The following is a 19,244-nucleotide window of genomic DNA, read 5'->3' on the forward strand; positions in this document are numbered from 1 at the left end:
GAACAACAAGTTTATACAGCTTTTTGCAAGTTTTAATATAGTAAATGGTGCGCTCAGCGGGACTCGAACCCACGCCACAGGCTTCGGAGACCTGTACTCTATCCAGTTGAGCTATGAGCGCGCGACGCACATCATAACAAAAAAAATCAAAAGATAAAGCAACTATATAGATAGCCCCCAATTTACTGCTTACTGTTTATACAATGTTCACATAATACAACGCAGTATTTCATTCTTCATCTTGGTTTCTGAATCAAGATCACTCACAATATGCTTAATACTGACCAAGTGAGAAATATATGTCTGATGCATTAGTGCTTAAAGACCTATCTAAAACCTATAAAAATGGGTTTCAGGCATTAAAAGGTGTAAATCTAACTGTACCTGAAGGTGAATTTTATGCACTTTTAGGGCCTAATGGTGCGGGTAAATCAACGACTATTAGCATTATTAGTTCTTTAACAAAGAAAACATCAGGCACAGTAGAAATTTTTGGTCACAATTTAGATACGCATCCATCTCAAGCCAAACAATGTTTAGGGATCGTACCTCAAGAATTCAACTTTGGTCATTTTGAAAAAACCTTTGATATTTTAGTTACTCAAGCAGGTTACTACGGCATTCCTAAAAAAACAGCCGAACAACGAGCTGAAGAATATTTAGAAAAATTAGGCCTATGGGATAAACGTGCAGTCCAAGCACGTATGCTCTCTGGCGGTATGAAACGTCGTCTTATGATTGCCCGTGCCATGATGCATAATCCTAAACTGCTTATTTTAGATGAACCTACTGCTGGTGTAGATATTGAATTAAGACGTTCAATGTGGGATTTCCTCACAGAAATGAATGACAAAGGCACATCTATTATTCTTACCACACATTATTTAGAAGAAGCTGAAATGTTGTGCCGTCAAATTGCCATTATTGACCGTGGTATGATTAAAGAAGATACCTCTATGAAGAACTTCTTAAATCAACTCAATGAAGAATCATTTATTTTTGATTTAACACAACCTATTCAAGCCCCAACTTTAGATATTATTGGTGTGCGTTTTAATTTAATCGATCCACTAACACTTGAAGTCACAATGGATAAAGCTCATAGCTTAAATGATCTATTCCAGTTACTAGAGTCGCAATGTATTCAGGTTCGTAGTATGCGTAATAAATCGAATCGTCTTGAAGAACTATTTGTCAAAATGGTCGAAAAAAATCTTGATGGAGCAGCGCAATAATGAATTTCACTCAACTTAGAGTTGCGCTTTATACGCTTGTCCATAAAGAAATTCGACGCTTTATGCGTATTTGGCCACAAACGCTGTTACCACCTGCTATTACCATGAGCCTTTATTTTGTTATTTTCGGAAACTTAGTGGGTTCACGAATTGGGCAAATGGGCGGCTTTAGCTATATGCAGTTTATTGTACCCGGCTTAATTATGATGGCTGTAATCACCAATAGTTATTCCAACGTATCTTCCAGCTTCTTTAGTGCAAAGTTTCAAAAAAGTATTGAAGAGCTGATCATGAGCCCTGTTCCTCTACATGCCATTTTATGGGGCTATGTATTAGGTGGTGTGTGTCGTGGTGTTCTCGTTGGTATTATTGTAACGGCAATGAGTTTATTTTTTACTGACCTTTATATTACCAATTGGTTTGTAACTATATATACAGTACTAATCACTTCATTTTTATTTGCATTAGGTGGTTTCATTAACGCTGTTTATGCCAAATCATTTGATGATATTTCAATTATTCCAACCTTTGTTCTTACACCACTTACCTACTTAGGTGGCGTATTTTATGCTATTTCGGCACTTAGTCCATTTTGGCAAAATTTATCTTTAATTAACCCTATTGTGTATATGGTCAATGCATTTCGCTACGGTATTTTGGGTCATAGCGATGTCAATGTTGGACTATCTTTAACAGTTATTACTTTATTCTGTGCAGTGCTATACGGCATTGCATACTATTTACTTTCTCGTGGTTCAGGAATGCGTGAATAATGAGCGTAGAAAAATCTTTATTAGGTAAAGACACTAATTACCCAACAGAATATCAACCCGATATTTTATTTCCAATCTCTCGTGAACAAGCACGTGAGTCTTATAGTCATATCAATCATATTCGTCAGGGTAAAGATTGGTGGCATGTATTTGAAATTTCATGGCTCAATGCACATGGAATTCCACAAGTTGCTATTGGTCGTTTAACACTGCCTGCATCTTCGCCAAACTTAATCGAATCGAAATCTTTAAAGCTCTACTTTAATAGTATGAACTTTACTAAATTCGATTCCAAAGAAGCATTTATTACCACTGTCGAAAAAGATTTATCTGCTGCTGCTGAAGCCGAAGTTACAATTGACCTATTTGATGCCAATGATTTAGACATTGCACAACCTGAAGGCATTTGTATTGATGATCTAATGCCTGAGCGTTTAGAAAATCACCCTGACTCTTCTTTACTCAAACTTGATGATTCAAATGAAGATATAGAAGTTCATTTGTATTCACATTTATTAAGAAGTAACTGCCCAGTCACTGGACAACCCGATTGGGGTACTGTATTTATACGTTTCAAGGGTAAAAAGCCATGTTATAAAAGTATCTTGGCTTATATTATTTCTTATCGCCAACATAATGGTTTCCACGAACAATGTGTGGAACAAATGTTTGCTGATATTTGGCAAAACCTTAGCCCTGAAAAGCTAATGGTTTATGCAACATATACTCGTCGTGGTGGTTTAGACATCAATCCATGCCGTGTATCTGATTTAACATGGATGCCTCGCCCAATTCGATTGGCGCGACAGTAAAATAAACAACATTGAGGTTGAACAACTATGCCATTTTTTGGATTTATTCCATCTAAAGAACTTTTAGACAGCATTGAAATTGCCCAGCAAAAAAGAAACTCAAGTGAGCCTCTTTATCCACTTCGTGATAAAACAGCCTTACTTATTAATGATGAAATCATTGATGCTATTTTAACTGAGCTTGTTCGTCTCTTTCCACAAAGTGACAAACGTGATACCGCTGAAAAATTGGCTGGTTATATCAAATCTTCCGTTGCAGTTTTACTAAAGCAGCTTATGAGCAAAGCTTCGAATGATGTGGTTAAACAATCGATCGAGTTTTCATATAAAAGCTTATTTAAAGATGCTCAAGGTAATCTCCGTGTTGGTGAAAACTTAGATGCAAACTTAGTTACAAACTTAAAGATGACATTTTCAGAAATTAAAGCAGGAAATGATGTAAATAAAGCGGCTTTAGCTGAACTCTATAAACAGTTTGCTGATGCTACTGTGCGTCACTTTATGATTGATTTTAATAAAACTTTAGATTTGGGCATGATTAAACGCAAAGCTTCAGATATTGGTGCCTCCGCTGTAACCAAAGCTGTTCATATTGCAACGGATAAAATCTTCTTAAACCTAACGAAAGATGAGTTACGTATTCTTGCAGAATATCATGACACTTTATTTCACAATTAATTGTCTATTAACTCTCGAAACACAAAAAAACCTAGCACTGCTAGGTTTTTTTGTATCAATATTTATAGATTCATTATTCATCATCACTTTCATGTGCTAGCATCCAAAACATTACAATTAATCCTATATTTAGCTATGTCATCAGACATTCAATATAAGTTTTTGCGCTATTCGCCTCGTAATGGTTTAGGCAATTCTAATAAATTATCTATATTTCAGCGTCTCCATTTAGATCCATGGTTATGCTTATTCATTTCGCTGACCGCATTATTAGGATTTATTACTTTATATAGTGCATCTGGCGAAAATGTTCTTATGCTCTCTAAGCAAATGATGAGCTTTGGTATTGGCTTTATTGTCATGATTTCGCTTGCACAAATTCAACCCAAAGTTTACGAGGCTTTTACTCCCTTCTTCTATCTATTTGGCTTAATTGCTTTAGGATTAGTTTTTGTCATTGGCGAAGTGCGTATGGGCGCACAACGATGGATTGACATCCCCGGTTTCGGAAGTGTTCAACCAAGTGAATTTATGAAAATTGCAATGCCTATGATGGCAGCTTGGTTTGTTTCAAGACGTGGTTTACCACCTTCTTTTTTACGTATTATTTTTACTTTAATTCTTATTGTTTTACCCTTTTTAATGATTGCCAAACAACCCGATCTTGGGACATCTGCCCTTGTATTAGCAAGCGGTGTTTTTGTCTTATTTTTAAGTGGATTATCTTGGCGTTTAATTGCTTTTGCAGGAACAACCGTTGCTATAGTTATTCCTTTTTTCTGGGAGTTTTTATTACACGATTATCAAAAAAAACGTGTGATGACTTTATTTAATCCTGAAGCAGATGCCTTAGGTTCTGGATGGAACATTATTCAATCAAAAATTGCAATTGGCTCAGGTGGATTTTCAGGTAAAGGTTTTTTATCGGGTACGCAATCGCATTTACATTATTTACCCGAAGGACATACCGATTTTATTATTGCAGCCTTCTCAGAAGAGTTTGGTTTTATTGGTATTATGATTTTAATGCTACTTTATTTTGCAATTATTGTAAGAACCATGCAAATTAGTATGCTTTCACTCGATAATTACGGAAAATTGCTATCAGGTGGCTTAGGACTAGCCTTTTTCGTTTATGTTTTTGTGAATGCAGGCATGGTTAGCGGTATATTACCTGTTACAGGTATTCCTCTACCATTTATGAGTTATGGTGGTACAGCAATTATTACCTTAATGGCATCCTTTGGCATCGTCATGTCAATCTATACACACAGATAGTACGCTTGGAACTTAGTATTTATGTCTACCCTAAAATTCTATAAAAAAATAATATATTTACCATTAATACTTGGTTCATTTTCAATGACGAGTTTTTGTCATGCCAATGACTTTAAATCAACACCCGAATACCAGAACTTTAAACAAAAAACCATGCAAAAGTATGGACTTTCCGAAGTACAAGTCGACTGGGCAATGGATGGTGCTAAGAACCTCCCAAATATTATTAATATCATGAATCGCCCAGGTGAAAGCAAACCATGGTATTCCTATAAAACTAATTTCTTGTCTGAAGGCACAATTCGACGTGGAGTAAGTTTTAAAAATCAATATGCAGATACCTTAAATAGAGCCGAACAGCAATTTGGTGTGCCACAATCGATCATTTTAGGTATTTTAGGTGTTGAAACAGGTTATGGATCGAATAAAGGATCTTTTGTTACCCGCGATGCCTTAGCGACCTTAGGTTTTGGCTATGAAAGACGCGCTCAATATTTCCAAGATGAATTAGCCGCACTGATTGCTTGGTCATATAAAGATGGTGTTACAGCCAACTCAATTGTAGGTTCGTATGCTGGTGCTGTTGGCTATCCCCAATTTATGCCAAGTAACATCCCTATTTTTGGCGTAGATTATGACAACAACGGACATGTCGACTTAAGAAACTCAGCGGTAGATGCAATTGGTTCAATTGCTAACTACCTTGCTCAAAATGGTTGGCAACGTGATCAACCCATTGCATTCCAAGCTCGATACACAGGAAATGATCCAGATTCCATTATTGCAAAAGATTTAACACAACCAGTTCCCTATGGTGTATTAAAAACTCAAGGTATTTCACCATTAAATCCCTTAGTCAAAATTGATGACCTCGACTTAGTCAATGTCATCCAACTACAAGAAAGCCACGGACCCATTTATTACATTACTTACCCAAACTTTCAGGTCATTACAACTTATAACAGAAGTCGTATGTATGCCACAGCACTGTGGCTTTTAGGTACAGAAGTTGCTGGTCGATAAGACCAGCTTTTTAATCGAACTAACAAAAGTCAATAATTTTATTTAACTTATTGATTATTTTTTAATCATATTATACACTCTGTTACATATTTGTTTATTTATTAATCAAAAAAACACACTTTTTAGACTTTTTACAACTATTTTAAACCTCAGACTAGACACATTTATATCTGGATGAATATTATCCTACTCGTCAAATGTAGTTGCAAAAGTGAAAAAATTGGCATCATTTCTGCATTTTCAATAGATCAAACTGTTGAAATAACTTAAAAAATGCCTAGGAGTTTAATCAATAATGCATTCTTCGCTAAAATCTTTAATTGCTGCCTCGACGGTCTTATTTACATTAAGCCAGTCTCAAGCAGAAATGGTGCAATCGTCATCATTGATGAATAGCACTGAAAATTCAGGTTTAGCTGCGCGTGTCTTAAATAAAGATACTCAAAACTTTAACTCACACCTTTCAAATTTAAATAGCCTTTCAATCACTGAGCGTTCTGCCGACAAAATCCGTCGTCAAACAATTGCTGCGAAAATTGAAATTCCAGCAGAAGAGCCTTCTGTGATTGAAAAGTTAAATACAGTTGCATCAAACACTGTTCGTAAATTCAGCCAAACAGGTGTTGCTTCTTGGTACGGTCGTCAATTTCACGGTCGTAAAACTGCAAGTGGCGAAACTTTCGATATGAATGCTATGACTGCAGCGCATCGTACACTACCTTTGAACTGTTATATTCGTGTTACAAATAACTCAACAGGCAAAAGTGTTGTTGTTAAAGTAAACGATCGTGGTCCATTCCATGGTAACCGTGTTCTTGATTTATCTTACGGTGCAGCAAAACAACTTGGCTTCACAAATGCAGGTCAAGCAAAAGTAAGTATCGAACGTGTTGCTGGTCCAAATTCTTAATTTTTTTTACTGCAAACAACATTTGATAAAAAGCCACGATTTACGTGGCTTTTTTTATATTTATAATATTTAGGTAATCTATCAAGCCAAAAACCCATCAAAATTCTTCACAGTTGCTCATTTTTCGAAGTTTTTTATTTTTTTGCTACCTAACTAGCATAATAATAAAAAACAGCTTAAATTACGCAAAATAGAGCACATTTAACTTTTTATATTTTTCTCAATCTATTTTACCGTTTTTCCAGCATGTTTTAACCATCCATCAGGATGCTTTTTGCGTGGATCATGATGTGTCCAATGTATCACCCCACCCTTTTGTGAATACTCATATTCACCAAAAAATTCAACCCGATCTCCCTTTTTTAAATTTGATAATCGTGATGCCAAATCAATATTATGTGCAACCAATATCGTTTGACCATTTTCCAACTCTAAAATGAATTTTTGATGTCTTGATCCCTCATTATCATCAGGCAATATAGCAATAACTCTCCCTGCACCTTCAACCTGTATATTGCTCAACTTATTGTTAAACGCATGCTCAATAATACGAGTTCCATTTTGCTCTACAGCGGAACTACCTTGTAATGTATTTGGCTCGATGTTACTTTCCTGTAATGCTGTTTTAGAAACAGTATTACTTTGTTGAGCATCTAATCCAAAATACGCAGCAACTAAAATTGCAATTACACCACCAATCGTTAAATTTGTTTTATTAGCCATAATAATTCCTTAATTTTTCTTTATTTTAAGCATAAAAAAAGCCCCCTAAGGGGGCTTTTTTTAAATAATCTACTTATTCAGTAAAATTATTTAGCAGCAGCTTGAGCAGCAGCAACTTCTTCAGCAAAGCTCATTTCAGCTTTTTTCTCGATACCTTCACCAACTTCGAAACGAACAAAGTTAGCAACTGTAGTACCAGTAGCTTTAAGAACTTCTGCAACTTTCTTGTCGTTGTCAATTACGTACATTTGACGCTCAAGAACAACTTCGTTCAAGTATTTCTCAACTGAACCAGTTACCATTTTTTCAACGATGTTCGCTGGCTTACCAGACTCAATCGCTTTAGCTTCTGCAATTTCTTTCTCTTTAGCGATAAGCTCAGCAGAAACACCTTCAGCATTTACAGCAACAGGGTTGAATGCAGCAATGTGCATAGCCAAACCTTTACCTGTTGCAGCATCACCAGCAAATGATACAACTACACCGATTTTTAAACCGTGTTTGTAAACTGCAAGGTTGTCGCCTTCAACGATAGTTGCACGACGAACTTGGATGTTTTCACCAATTTTTTGAACAAGCGCGATACGAGCTTCTTCAACAGTAGTGCCATCTTCAAGTTTAAGTTCAGCAATTTGAGCAGCATCAGTTACGCCAGCAGCAAGAGCAGCAGCAGCAACTTTAGCAGAGAAACCAGCAAAGTTTTCGTCTTTAGCAACGAAGTCAGTTTGGCAGTTTACTTCTAAAAGAAGTGCTTTGTTACCGTCTTGAGCAATCGTGATTGCACCGTCAGCAGCAATGTTACCAGCTTTTTTAGCTGCTTTTGCTTGACCAGATTTACGAAGGTTATCAATCGCTAATTCGACGTCACCACCAGCTTCTGTCAAAGCTTTTTTACATTCCATCATTGCAAGACCAGTACGATCACGCAGTTCTTTAACCATGCTTGCAGTAATAGCAGTCATGAGAATCTCCTAAATTCGGTAGAAAATGAATTCTTTTTAGAACAGAAACGGCCCAAAGGTATCCTATGGGCCGTCTGCATACATAACGCTTAGTTTGCCACGATCACATGTCGCAAAAATGACAAGCCTGCGTCAAACGCATTAAGCCTCAGAAGCAGGAGCTTCTTGAGTTTTAGCTTGTGCATTTGCTTGTGATTGAGCATATTCTTTACCAGCAAGAATAGCATCAGCCATAGCAGAAGCATAAAGTGTTACTGCACGGATCGCATCATCGTTACCAGGAATAACGTAGTCTACGTTGTCTGGGTTAGAGTTTGTATCAACGATACCAATTACAGGAATACCAAGGTTTTTAGCTTCTTTGATTGCAATTGCTTCGTGATCAACGTCGATTACGAATAATGCATCAGGTAAACCACCCATGTTTTTAACGCCGCCAAGACCGCGTTCAAGTTTTTCCATTTCACGAGTACGTTCTAAAGCTTCACGTTTAGTAAGCTTAAGGAAAGTACCATCTTCAGATTGAGCTTGAAGGTCTTTTAGACGGTTGATTGACTGACGAAGAGTTTTCCAGTTAGTCAACATACCACCTAACCAACGGTGATCAACGTATGGTTGACCAGCGCGTTGAGCTTGTTCACGAATGATCGCAGAAGCAGCACGCTTAGTACCAACGAACAATACTTTGTTCTTTTTGCTAGCTAAGTTGTTAACAAAGTTCAAAGCATCGTTTAACGCAGGAACAGTGTGCTCAAGGTTGATGATGTGAATCTTGTTACGTGCACCAAAGATGTATTCACGCATTTTTGGATTCCAAAAACGTGTTTGGTGACCAAAGTGCGCGCCAGCTTGAAGAAGGTCGCGCATGCTTACGTTGTAATCTGCCATTTTCTTTACCTTAATGTTTGGGTTAGGCCTCCATATATCCGCATTCTCCACCTTTTTAAAAGGCACCCAGAGATATGTGTCGATATATGTGCGGATTTTATTGCCCCATCGCACAAAGCCCGTGAAATTAATTCACGAAAAAGCATTTGATAAAATGGGCGGCTATTTATACCATAGTCACATATAAATTTCCAAAAGTTTTTAAAGATCATGAGCAATACTTACGAAGCACCACGTCGTTTAATTAAGTCTGCAGAAGATATCGAAAAGATGCGAGTTGCGGGACGACTAGCGGCTGAAGTCTTGGATATGATCAAACCGCATATTGTTCCGGGTGTTACCACTCTTGAACTTGATACGATTTGTCATGATTATATTGTTAATAAACAAGATGCTATTCCTGCTTGCTTAGGATATGGCGCTGCTCCAGGACGCCCTGCTTTTCAGCACGTAATTTGTACATCTGTAAACCATGTTGTTTGTCATGGTATTCCATCTGAAGCGAAAAAACTGAAAAAAGGCGATATCTTAAATATTGACGTAACGGTCATTAAAGATGGTTTCCACGGCGACACCAACATGATGTATATCGTGGGTGGTGAAACTACAATTTTAGCAAATCGCCTCTGTAAAGTTGCACAAGAAGCACTGTACCGCGGTATGGCTGTAGTTAAACCTGGTGCAACCATGGGTGATATTGGTCATGCTATTCAAAAATATGTTGAATCTGAACGTTTCAGCGTTGTACGTGAATACTGCGGTCATGGTATTGGTACAACTTTCCATGATGAGCCACAAGTACTTCATTATGGTCAACCAGACACAGGTATGATTTTAGAAGAAGGCATGACATTTACCATTGAACCAATGGTAAATGCTGGTGTATGGCAAACTAAACTTCTTGGTGATAAATGGACGGTTGTAACGAAAGACCATAAACTTTCAGCACAATATGAACACACATTACTTGTTACCAAAGATGGCGTAGAAGTATTAACTGCTCGCCCTGAAGAAGATTTATCTCGTTTTCAAAAGTAATTTCAAAACTTACTTTTTAAATATTAATTTGGCTACTTTCGAGTAGCCATTTTTATAACTAAATTTTATTGATAACTCAAATATATGTGATTACTAAAACATCATAATTCACCTATCATTATGTTTACAAAAGCTTATGGATCCAAGCATGTCGAACAGTAAATTTTCCACACCTCTCATCTACATGTTGATTGGTAGTGCCATTATTTTGGCACTATCTTTAGGTGTCAGACATGCTTTTGGTCTTTATTTAGTCCCTATGAGCGATGAATTTGCTTGGGGACACAATGTCTTCAGTTTAGCCATTGCCATGCAAAACCTTATTTGGGGAGCTGCTCAACCATTTACTGGCGCACTAGCAGACAAGTACGGTAGTAAAATTGTGGTTGCTGTGGGTGGATTCCTTTATGCCGTTGGCTTATTGCTAATGTCCATAAGCTCAACAGGTTTATTACTCAATTTAAGTGCAGGTTTGATTTTAGGTTTAGCACTTTCCGCAACTTCTTTCTCTGTTTTACTTTCAGCAGTTGGTCGTGCTGCACCTCCTGAAAAACGTAGTTTAGCTATGGGGATTGCTAGTGCAGCAGGTTCATTTGGTCAATTTATTATGCTGCCATCTACCCTGTTACTTTTACAAAATATTGGTTGGTCGGCTGCTTTAGTTGTAAGTGCAATTTTAATTGCTTTAATTGTTCCTCTTGCACTTATGCTTAATGCACCTGCGTATCAAGATCCAAATGCTCAACCCTCTACAGCACCCGCTTTAAGCTTTAAACAAGTACTTATCATTGCAAAAAACCACAAGCCCTTTTGGTTCTTAGCTCTCGGTTTTTTAGTTTGTGGTTTCCAAGTCGTTTTCATTGGTATTCATCTACCTGGTTATTTGATTGATCATGGATTTAATGCAACAACAGGTACAATCTTTTTAGCTCTTGTTGGCTTATTCAATATTGTAGGTACTTACAGCGCTGGATGGCTTGGTGGAAAGTATTCAAAACCTATGCTTCTGATGTGGCTCTACGGATTGCGAGGTATTGCAATAATTGCTTTCTTATTGTTGCCATTAAGCGTATGGACAGTTTACGCATTTGGTATCATTATGGGCTTATTATGGTTATCTACCGTACCGCTCACCAATGGTATTGTTGCCAATATGTTTGGTATTAAGTACTTATCTATGCTTAGTGGTATTGTATTCTTTACCCACCAAATTGGCTCATTCTTTGGTGGATGGCTAGGTGGTGTAAACCATGATATGACTGGCAATTACAATATGATTTGGATGTTCTCAATTGCATTAAGTGTGGTCGGTGTCATCGTACATTTTTGGGTGAATGAGGAAAATATTATTCATGACTAACCCTATATTATTCAAATTCTGTATCGGTACCATAATCATTGCTTTTATGATTATGGCTATCGTGTTATGGCTTAAAACACCTCTGTTATTTGAGTATTTCAATCAAGCTTTTTGCGCACATTAAGCGATACTTTATTTAAATCTACTTGTTTTCAATATATCTTCATAAACCACTCAAAATAATTAAAGAGACCGTTTTTAATCCTTATATACAATCAATTCTATTCATTTGTCATTATTATTTCATCTATAACAAGATATGCTACGAAACTCAAAACGCCTACATAAGTGACGGATTAATTTAGAAAATGAATCGGCCTCATTTCACCCCTTCGTATCTACAACTGTTTTGGGTTTTTCTAAAACTAGGCTGTACTTCCTTTGGTGGACCTGCTGCACATTTAGTATTTTTCCATAACATCTTTGTGAAAAAATTAGCATGGATCGATCCTCAACACTATGCTCAACTAGTTGCACTTGGGCAAATTTTACCAGGTCCAACAAGTAGTCAAGTGGGTATTGCTATTGGTTATAGTTTGAAGGGTTATAGTGGTGCAATAATTTCCTGGCTCGGATTTACACTCCCCTCTGCAATTTTAATGTGTAGTGCTGCATTTTTAGGGCTTGAATATCAAACCTATCTTACAACTCATGTTTTTCACGTTGTTCAGCTAATTGTACTTGCTATTGTGATATGGGCTTTTTGGCAGATGCTACAAAGTTTTTGCCACACTATTGCACAATACATACTCATGTTATTCACAACTTTATTTGTTTATTTTTCTACATTTCCAGCAAATCAAATAAGTGCTTTAATTTTTTGCGCGTTAATCAGTTATTTTTTCCTAAAAACCAAAACATTAACAAATAACCCAAAAGATCAACAACTTCATACTCAAAAAAAGAAAAACTTTAACTACCTTTGGTTAATTCTTTTTATTTTACCCATACTTGTGCTTCCCACTTTAAATAGTCAAAATTTATTCATACAAAGTTTTCAAAATTTTTACTCTAACGCCTCTTTTGTATTTGGGGGTGGTCATATTATTTTACCTTTACTACATCAAAGCTTTGTAGAAAGTCAGCTTATTGACTCCACAAATTTTGACTTAGGTTATGCCCTTGTTCAGCTTATGCCTGGTCCTCTGTTTAGCTTTGCAAGCTATCTTGGTACTTTTTTAGCATTCACACCTTATCCTCTATTCAATGCACTCTTAGCAACTATTGCAATTTTTCTACCTTCGTTTTTCCTTATATTTGGCTGCTTACCATATTGGTCACGATTGATGAATAACGACAAATTATTACAAACTATTGCCGGATTAAATGCAGCAGTTGTTGGTTTACTTCTTTGTTTAACCGTACAAATGAGTGAAAAATATGTTTCACATTTTTTTGATATTATTTTCATCTGTGTTGTTATATTTTTACTCAAAAGCAAACTTCCCATCTGGTTAAGTTTAATTGGTAGCTTTATCGTCTACCTATTTATGCTTAACCACGCGTTCTAGCAATAAAAAACCGCATATTAAATGCGGTTTTTTATGCTATTCATATTTTAAAATTAGAACAGACGATTCATACCATTTAATGTCGCTACACGATACGCTTCCGCCATCGTTGGATAGTTAAATGTCGTTTCTACGAAGTACTTAATCGTATTGTTCGGGCTATTCATTACAGCCTGACCAATGTGAATAATTTCCGCAGCATTGTTACCAAAGCAATGTACACCTAAAATTTCTAAAGTATCACGATGGAATAAGATTTTAAGCTCACCCACTGTATCACCCGTAATCTGTGCACGTGCTAAATAACGGAAAGATGCTTGCCCCACTTCATACGGAATTTTTTCTTCAGTAAGCTGTTGTTCAGTTTTACCAATAGAAGAAATTTCAGGAATTGTATAAATACCAGTAGGAATTGAAGTAACAGGCTTAAGACCTTCTTCACCGCTCATATTACCGCCCGCGTTACGACCTTGGTCATACGCAGCAGAAGCAAGAGATGGCCAGCCAATAACATCACCAGCAGCATAAATGTTTTCAACTTCTGTTTGATACTTATCATTTACAGTCAATTGACCACGGCTATTTGGTGTTAAACCTACATTTTCAAGACCTAAACCATCGGTATTCCCCGAACGACCGTTACACCATAAAATAGCATCGGCTTTAATTTTTTTACCACTTTGCAAATACATCACAACGTGATCATCATGTGTTTCCAAATGATCAATTTGTTCGTTATGACGAATCAATACGCCTTGTTCACGCAAGTGATAAGACAAAGCATCTGAAATTTCATCATCTAAATAGCTTAGAAGTTTCGGCTGAGTATTAATCAAATCTACTTTATGATCTAAACCAATAAAGATAGAGGCATATTCACAACCAATTACACCCGCACCATAAATAATGATTTTTTGAATTGAAAAATCAAGATCAAGAATCTTATCTGAATCAAATACACGTGGATGATTAAAGTCTAAACCTGCTGGGCGGTATGGACGTGAACCTGTTGCAATAACAAGTTGTTTAAAAACAATTGTTTCTGTAATGCCATCAGGACTAAACACAAGTACAGTATTTTTATCCTGAACATAAGCACGACCATGATAAATATCAATTTTATTACGATCATAAAAACGTGAGTGCGTATCAACTTGTTGTTGAATAACTTTATGTGCATTACGCAATACTTGTTTCATAGTGAATTGTTTCCAATCACCTACTTTTTGAAACATTGGATCACGTTGATAACGAATGACGCTAGAAACCGTTTGACGCAAAGCTTTACTTGGAATAGTACCTACGTGTGTACAGTTACCACCCAATTGCTCACGCATATCTACAATTGCAACACGCTTGCCAGATTTAGCAAGTTTCATCGCAGCGCCTTCACCCGCAGGGCCCGAACCGAGAACTACTGCATCGTATTTAACGAAATTCCCACTAACGACCTCTTTTTTACGTGGCATTCAACGCTCCTTAATCAAATTTATCTGTAAATCATATCTATATTATGACTGATATTATTTCAAATTGGTGTATTTAGCACACATATATTATGTGATAACAACATTTATTAAATGAATATTGTTTTCCCCCTATTTAAGATGAACTTCGCTATAATAGGAAAGCTAAATTTTTAAAGATTTCCCCCCTATTAAAACAGTGGAAAAGTTGCATATGTCTGAAAACCGTAAACCAGAACAGGGTGTAAAACTCCGTGGCGCAGAAAAAGTCGCTCGTATACCTGTAAAAGTTATCCCTACGGTTGAAACACCACGAAAGCCAGATTGGATTCGTGTAAAAATGGCTGCGCCTGATGAAGTTCAACGTATAAAAACAACTTTGCGTGCTCAAAAACTTCATACCGTTTGTGAAGAAGCTGCTTGCCCAAATTTACCAGAATGCTTTGGTGGTGGTACTGCAACCTTTATGATTATGGGTGATATTTGTACTCGTCGTTGTCCATTCTGTGATGTTGCTCATGGTCGTCCAAATGCCTTAGATGCAGATGAACCACGCCACATGGCAGAAACGATTGCCAATCTTGGTTTAAAATATGCAGTAATTACATCTGTAGACCGTGATGACTTACGTGATGGTGGCGCACAACACTTTGTAGATTGTATTAAAGAAGCACGTGCATTAAGTCCTAAAACATTATTAGAAATTTTAGTACCTGACTTCCGTGGTCGTATGGATATTGCATTACGCATTATGACGGAATGCCCTCCTGATGTTTTCAACCACAACATTGAAACTGTACCACGCCTTTATAAAGCAATGCGTCCAGGTTCAGATTACCAACACTCTTTAAATTTACTCAAAATGTTTAAAGAATATTGCCCAGATGTTCCTACAAAATGTGGCTTAATGGTCGGTATTGGTGAAACTGAAGAAGAAGTACTTTCTCTATTAGATGATCTACACGCACATGGCGTTGACTACGTCACTATTGGTCAATACCTACAACCATCTAAAGAACATGCACCAATCGATCGCTTTGTAACACCTGAGGAATTTGAGCGTTACACTGCACATGGTCAAAAACTTGGTTTCCGCAATATTTGGGCAGCACCAATGGTTCGCTCTAGTTACTTTGCAGACCGCCAATATTATGGTGAACCTGTACCAAATGTCCGTCGCAAAGCAGATCCCGCTAAAAAAATTACAGTTCAAGCAATTGAAGCTTAAACAGAATACAATTAAAAAGCCCTCATAATGAGGGCTTTTTAATACTTACAACTTTAAGATTCTGAAGAAAAATCCAAAGTAGATATATTATCTCTTCACACTATTAATTGTCACAAGACACATTAAGATTTAGTTCCAATGTATATTAAAGTTGTAATAAAATTCCTTAACTTCAAATCGAATTGAATACCCCAATTGAGTTAAATCTGAAGACAACCGATGGATTTCAGCCAATTGAAGATGCTTTGGCAATACTGTAAATACAGCTGTATTACCTTGTTTCGCATTATCTTCAATCAATTGTGCTAAACGTTGTTTATAGGTTGCCATATCATAGTTCACACTTTGTACAAATGATCTAGCTTTTTCAGCATTTATAAAACTCACCATTTTTTCTTCTTCATCGTAAATTGAATTGATATGGAATCATATTTTTTGATCATTTTTTAAACAAGTTTAAGTCTGTAATTCCATGTTACGCTTTTTTAAAAATGTAATTAGTAAATAAAATAATTTTGAACCTATATTTGACTCATTAAATATCAAACACCTACAGAACAATGAACACATAAAAATTTTAGTCATTTGTTGGAGAATAAATCATAAAATTTCAAGAATAGGTTCTTGTAACATTATTAACATTTGTTTACATAGTCATTGATCCAATGACAAGAAATCACCTTTAATTCAAAAGATAAAAATCACAAAAAAAATAAACCCCAAATAAACAACCCTTTATTTAAATTAGAAAATAATAAAAACATATTCAATATATAAACAATAATTGTTATCATTATCATTATATATTCCAAAACTCAGTGCTATCAAACTTAACTTATGACTAGTTCTAAAATAGATACCCTATCTGCGACACCTATCACCAGGAAAGCATTCGCAAAACCGAAAGAAAAACAGTCCACTCTATTCTATCGTTTAATGATTTTTTATCGCTTTGCACTAGCACTTATAGGGGGCTACGTGATCTCAATGCTCTCGGCAATTGTGATTGCAGAAGTTTTTACTGCAGACCGTGGTAGTGCTGCTATGGGAGCAACAATTGTTGCTTTCCTTCTTTGGACAGCTGCATTTATTTGGGTTTTCATGATCAATAAAACCCTAAAAGCAAGTTTAGGGATTATTTTACCTAGTCTTATTTTGTTTGTTATTTACAAATTATTAGGAAATTAAAATGCGCGTAGATGGCAAACAAGAAGGCCCTCGCCAATCAATGTCTTGGCTTCACACATGGGCGAGTCTTATTTTAGGTTGGTTACTTTACGCAATATTTGTAACTGGTACGCTGAGCTTTTTCCAAAATGAAATTACAGTATGGATGAAACCTGAGTTTCATCAATCTGTGCCTCAATCGACTCAAGTACAACAAACACAAGTTGCACTCAATTATTTGCAAAAAAACCATCCTGATGCGTCGGCATGGAGTATTCAACTCCCCAATTCACGCCAAAATACAACTACATTAGTTGTTCGAAAACAAGGGGAAGATCCACGCGCAAGACGTGGCGGTACACGCATTACAATTGATAGTGTAACAGGGCAAACTTTAGAAGCGCGTGAAACGCGTGGTGGCAATTTCCTATACCGTTTTCATTTTGAACTTTATGGTATGCCACGTACATGGTCACGCTGGATTGTGGGTATTGCAACTTTACTGATGTTCGTTGCTATTATTAGTGGCGTAATTACGCATAAAAAAATCTTTAAAGATTTCTTCACATTCCGTTCAGGCAAAGGTCAACGCTCTTGGTTGGATGCACACAATGCAACGGCTGTATTAGCACTTCCCTTCCACATTATGATTACTTTTAGTGGATTGTTATTGCTACTTTTCACCATTATGCCTTGGGGGATAGAACGGGTTTATGAAGGTAGAGGGCAATTTCTACAAGATCAAAACAGAGCTTTAGTTCAAGAAAACAATAGGACTGCTGAAAGATCTCAGCAAAGTGATACCAAAGAATCTAGATCTTCTGAAGCTTCTGTAGATAAAAACCAACAAGCAAATACAGAACGTACTCAAGGTGCTGAACGCAGTGAAAACCGTCGTGGTCGTGAGAAAAAAGAAACGCAACCTGCAGAGCTAACAAATGTTGCTCCAATTTTGGCTTATGCTCAACAAGAATGGAAAAACAACCCTATTGGGACAATCAGCATTATTGCGCCAAATACCAATACAGCTAAAATTGAACTTCGTGCTTTAAATGGTGAAAGCGTTGCTTACCGTAATATTTATGCAAGTTTACAGTTTGACGGTGTTACAGGTAAAAATATAACTGATGATTCAAGCACCTTAAAAAATCCAAATATCCCAATGGGTATTTATAATATTTTCACGACTTTACATGAAGCTCGTGGTGTAGATATTGCGCTTCGTTGGTTGCTGTTTTTATCGGGTATTGTAGGTTCTGTTATGGTCGCTACAGGTTTAATTCTGTGGTGTGTCAAACGCGCACCTCAACAGCAAAAACAAGGCTATAAATCTTTTGGTTTCCGCTTAGTTGAAGTTACTAATATTGCAGCAATTATTGGTTTACCTATTGCGTGTGCTGCTTACTTCTATGCCAATCGTTTTATTCCTGCTGACATGGATATGCGTTTAAATTGGGAAATCCGCACTTTCTTTGTGGTTTGGTTACTTACTTTAATTTATCCAGTTTTCCGTAGTTCACGTCAGGCTTGGTTAGAACTATTAGCTTTAGCAACCGTATTATTCGCATTCCTTCCTATTTTAAACTTTATGACTGGCGGTCAAGCACTTTGGAATAGTATTGCTTATGGTCAGTGGGTTATTGCGAGCTTTGACTTAGCAATGTGGGTACTTGCCATTGTTTTTGCATGTTCATATTACAAAGTCAAAAAACATCCAACTATTCCTACTAAAAAAACCAAGAAACAGGAGATTTCAGCATGATCTTTTTCTTCTGTGTTTGGGCAATATCTGCACTAGGATTTTTTGGCTTAGCAAGTTCAATATCTAAACATCAAAAGCAATATTTCAATAAAGAACTTAGCATCAGCCAAAGTCGTATCGCTACGCTTTTAGGTTGGTGTGGCTTAATCATTAGCCTTGAAATTTGTCTATCATTAGGCAAGCCGAGTAATAATGTAAGTTATTGGTTTGGTGTTCTAACTCTATCTGCTTTAAGTGTAGGCTTATCTACAAGTTATTATGCACAACATTTTAAAAAGTTCATTATTGCTTTAAGTTTAATCTTTATTGTTACAGCTTTGCTTATTGTATTTTAAACATTGGTTAAAGCTTGATTCAATTTCAGTTATACTGTTTAAGCCAATCTTCGGATTGGCTTTTTCATTTTATTGTTACTGTTTTTAATTTTTCT

Annotated in this window: 19 protein-coding genes and 1 tRNA gene; 14 read left to right on the top strand and 6 right to left on the bottom strand. The window is 36.5% G+C overall.

Features of this window, described 5'->3' with window-relative positions; all coding sequences use genetic code 11:
• Nucleotides 1-45: 45 nt before the first annotated feature.
• Nucleotides 46-121 (bottom strand) — tRNA-Arg (locus tag AC5YDH_RS04065).
• 178 nt (nt 122-299) lie between these two features.
• Between AC5YDH_RS04065 and AC5YDH_RS04070 the strand changes: the two genes are divergently transcribed.
• The 7 genes from AC5YDH_RS04070 to AC5YDH_RS04100 all read left to right on the top strand — a co-directional run bounded on the left by AC5YDH_RS04070 (nt 300) and on the right by AC5YDH_RS04100 (nt 6,709).
• Nucleotides 300-1,235, top strand: coding sequence for an ABC transporter ATP-binding protein (locus AC5YDH_RS04070; protein WP_496117016.1), 936 nt, complete (start codon nt 300-302; stop codon nt 1,233-1,235).
• Nucleotides 1,235-2,008, top strand: a complete 774-nt coding sequence (locus tag AC5YDH_RS04075; RefSeq protein WP_496117017.1) for an ABC transporter permease — start codon at nt 1,235-1,237, stop codon at nt 2,006-2,008. The genes AC5YDH_RS04070 and AC5YDH_RS04075 overlap by 1 nt, the downstream gene beginning before the upstream one ends.
• A complete protein-coding gene (gene queF, locus AC5YDH_RS04080; RefSeq protein ID WP_496117018.1) occupies nt 2,008-2,820 on the top strand; it encodes an NADPH-dependent 7-cyano-7-deazaguanine reductase QueF in 813 nt (270 codons plus the stop codon). Before AC5YDH_RS04075 ends, queF begins: the two co-directional genes overlap by 1 nt.
• 27 nt (nt 2,821-2,847) lie before the next feature.
• Entirely contained in the window at nt 2,848-3,498 is a 651-nt protein-coding gene (locus AC5YDH_RS04085; RefSeq protein WP_496117019.1) for a hypothetical protein, read from the top strand.
• Between the two features lie 135 nt (nt 3,499-3,633).
• Nucleotides 3,634-4,776, top strand: a complete 1,143-nt coding sequence (rodA, locus tag AC5YDH_RS04090; RefSeq protein WP_496117020.1) for a rod shape-determining protein RodA — start codon at nt 3,634-3,636, stop codon at nt 4,774-4,776.
• Between the two features lie 21 nt (nt 4,777-4,797).
• On the top strand, nt 4,798-5,799 hold the full coding sequence (gene mltB / locus AC5YDH_RS04095; RefSeq protein WP_496117021.1) for a lytic murein transglycosylase B: 1,002 nt from the start codon (nt 4,798-4,800) through the stop codon (nt 5,797-5,799).
• 295 nt (nt 5,800-6,094) lie between these two features.
• Complete coding sequence (locus tag AC5YDH_RS04100) at nt 6,095-6,709, top strand: septal ring lytic transglycosylase RlpA family protein (RefSeq protein ID WP_496117022.1); 615 nt, start codon at nt 6,095-6,097, stop codon at nt 6,707-6,709.
• Nucleotides 6,710-6,934: 225 nt separating this feature from the next.
• Here the strand turns inward: AC5YDH_RS04100 and AC5YDH_RS04105 are convergent, their stop codons facing one another.
• The 3 genes from AC5YDH_RS04105 to rpsB all read right to left on the bottom strand — a co-directional run bounded on the left by AC5YDH_RS04105 (nt 6,935) and on the right by rpsB (nt 9,282).
• Nucleotides 6,935-7,432, bottom strand: a complete 498-nt coding sequence (locus tag AC5YDH_RS04105) for a DUF3465 domain-containing protein (RefSeq protein ID WP_496117023.1) — start codon at nt 7,430-7,432, stop codon at nt 6,935-6,937.
• A gap of 86 nt (nt 7,433-7,518) precedes the next feature.
• Nucleotides 7,519-8,394, bottom strand: coding sequence for a translation elongation factor Ts (gene tsf, locus AC5YDH_RS04110; RefSeq protein ID WP_496117024.1), 876 nt, complete (start codon nt 8,392-8,394; stop codon nt 7,519-7,521).
• 141 nt (nt 8,395-8,535) lie between these two features.
• Nucleotides 8,536-9,282, bottom strand: coding sequence for a 30S ribosomal protein S2 (gene rpsB, locus AC5YDH_RS04115; RefSeq protein WP_496117025.1), 747 nt, complete (start codon nt 9,280-9,282; stop codon nt 8,536-8,538).
• 210 nt (nt 9,283-9,492) lie between these two features.
• Between rpsB and map the strand changes: the two genes are divergently transcribed.
• The 3 genes from map (at nt 9,493) to chrA (ending at nt 13,191) form a co-directional block, all read left to right on the top strand.
• Nucleotides 9,493-10,320, top strand: a complete 828-nt coding sequence (map, locus tag AC5YDH_RS04120; RefSeq protein WP_496117026.1) for a type I methionyl aminopeptidase — start codon at nt 9,493-9,495, stop codon at nt 10,318-10,320.
• A gap of 148 nt (nt 10,321-10,468) precedes the next feature.
• Entirely contained in the window at nt 10,469-11,680 is a 1,212-nt protein-coding gene (locus AC5YDH_RS04125) for an MFS transporter (protein WP_496117027.1), read from the top strand.
• Between the two features lie 308 nt (nt 11,681-11,988).
• Nucleotides 11,989-13,191 (top strand): chromate efflux transporter, encoded by a 1,203-nt coding sequence (chrA, locus tag AC5YDH_RS04130; protein WP_496117028.1) that lies wholly within the window; start codon nt 11,989-11,991, stop codon nt 13,189-13,191.
• Nucleotides 13,192-13,244: 53 nt separating this feature from the next.
• Here chrA and sthA read toward each other — a convergent pair whose 3' ends face one another.
• Entirely contained in the window at nt 13,245-14,660 is a 1,416-nt protein-coding gene (sthA, locus tag AC5YDH_RS04135; RefSeq protein ID WP_496117029.1) for a Si-specific NAD(P)(+) transhydrogenase, read from the bottom strand.
• A gap of 211 nt (nt 14,661-14,871) precedes the next feature.
• On the opposite strand from sthA, the gene lipA reads away from it, so the two are divergent.
• Nucleotides 14,872-15,885 (top strand): lipoyl synthase, encoded by a 1,014-nt coding sequence (lipA, locus tag AC5YDH_RS04140; protein WP_496117030.1) that lies wholly within the window; start codon nt 14,872-14,874, stop codon nt 15,883-15,885.
• Nucleotides 15,886-16,014: 129 nt separating this feature from the next.
• Here the strand turns inward: lipA and AC5YDH_RS04145 are convergent, their stop codons facing one another.
• Nucleotides 16,015-16,215, bottom strand: a complete 201-nt coding sequence (locus AC5YDH_RS04145) for a hypothetical protein (protein ID WP_496117181.1) — start codon at nt 16,213-16,215, stop codon at nt 16,015-16,017.
• Nucleotides 16,216-16,722: 507 nt separating this feature from the next.
• Between AC5YDH_RS04145 and AC5YDH_RS04150 the strand changes: the two genes are divergently transcribed.
• From AC5YDH_RS04150 to AC5YDH_RS04160, 3 genes are read left to right on the top strand one after another with little or no spacing between them, the layout of a single operon-like run.
• Nucleotides 16,723-17,073, top strand: a complete 351-nt coding sequence (locus AC5YDH_RS04150; protein WP_496117031.1) for a hypothetical protein — start codon at nt 16,723-16,725, stop codon at nt 17,071-17,073.
• A 1-nt stretch (nt 17,074) separates the two neighbouring features.
• Nucleotides 17,075-18,814, top strand: coding sequence for a PepSY-associated TM helix domain-containing protein (locus tag AC5YDH_RS04155; protein WP_496117032.1), 1,740 nt, complete (start codon nt 17,075-17,077; stop codon nt 18,812-18,814).
• Nucleotides 18,811-19,149 carry a DUF3325 domain-containing protein gene (locus tag AC5YDH_RS04160; protein WP_496117033.1) on the top strand — a complete coding sequence of 113 codons (339 nt, stop codon included), beginning with the start codon at nt 18,811-18,813 and terminating at the stop codon, nt 19,147-19,149. Before AC5YDH_RS04155 ends, AC5YDH_RS04160 begins: the two co-directional genes overlap by 4 nt.
• The last annotated feature ends 95 nt before the right edge of the window (nt 19,150-19,244 follow it).

Source organism: Acinetobacter sp. FY683 (genome assembly GCF_059515885.1).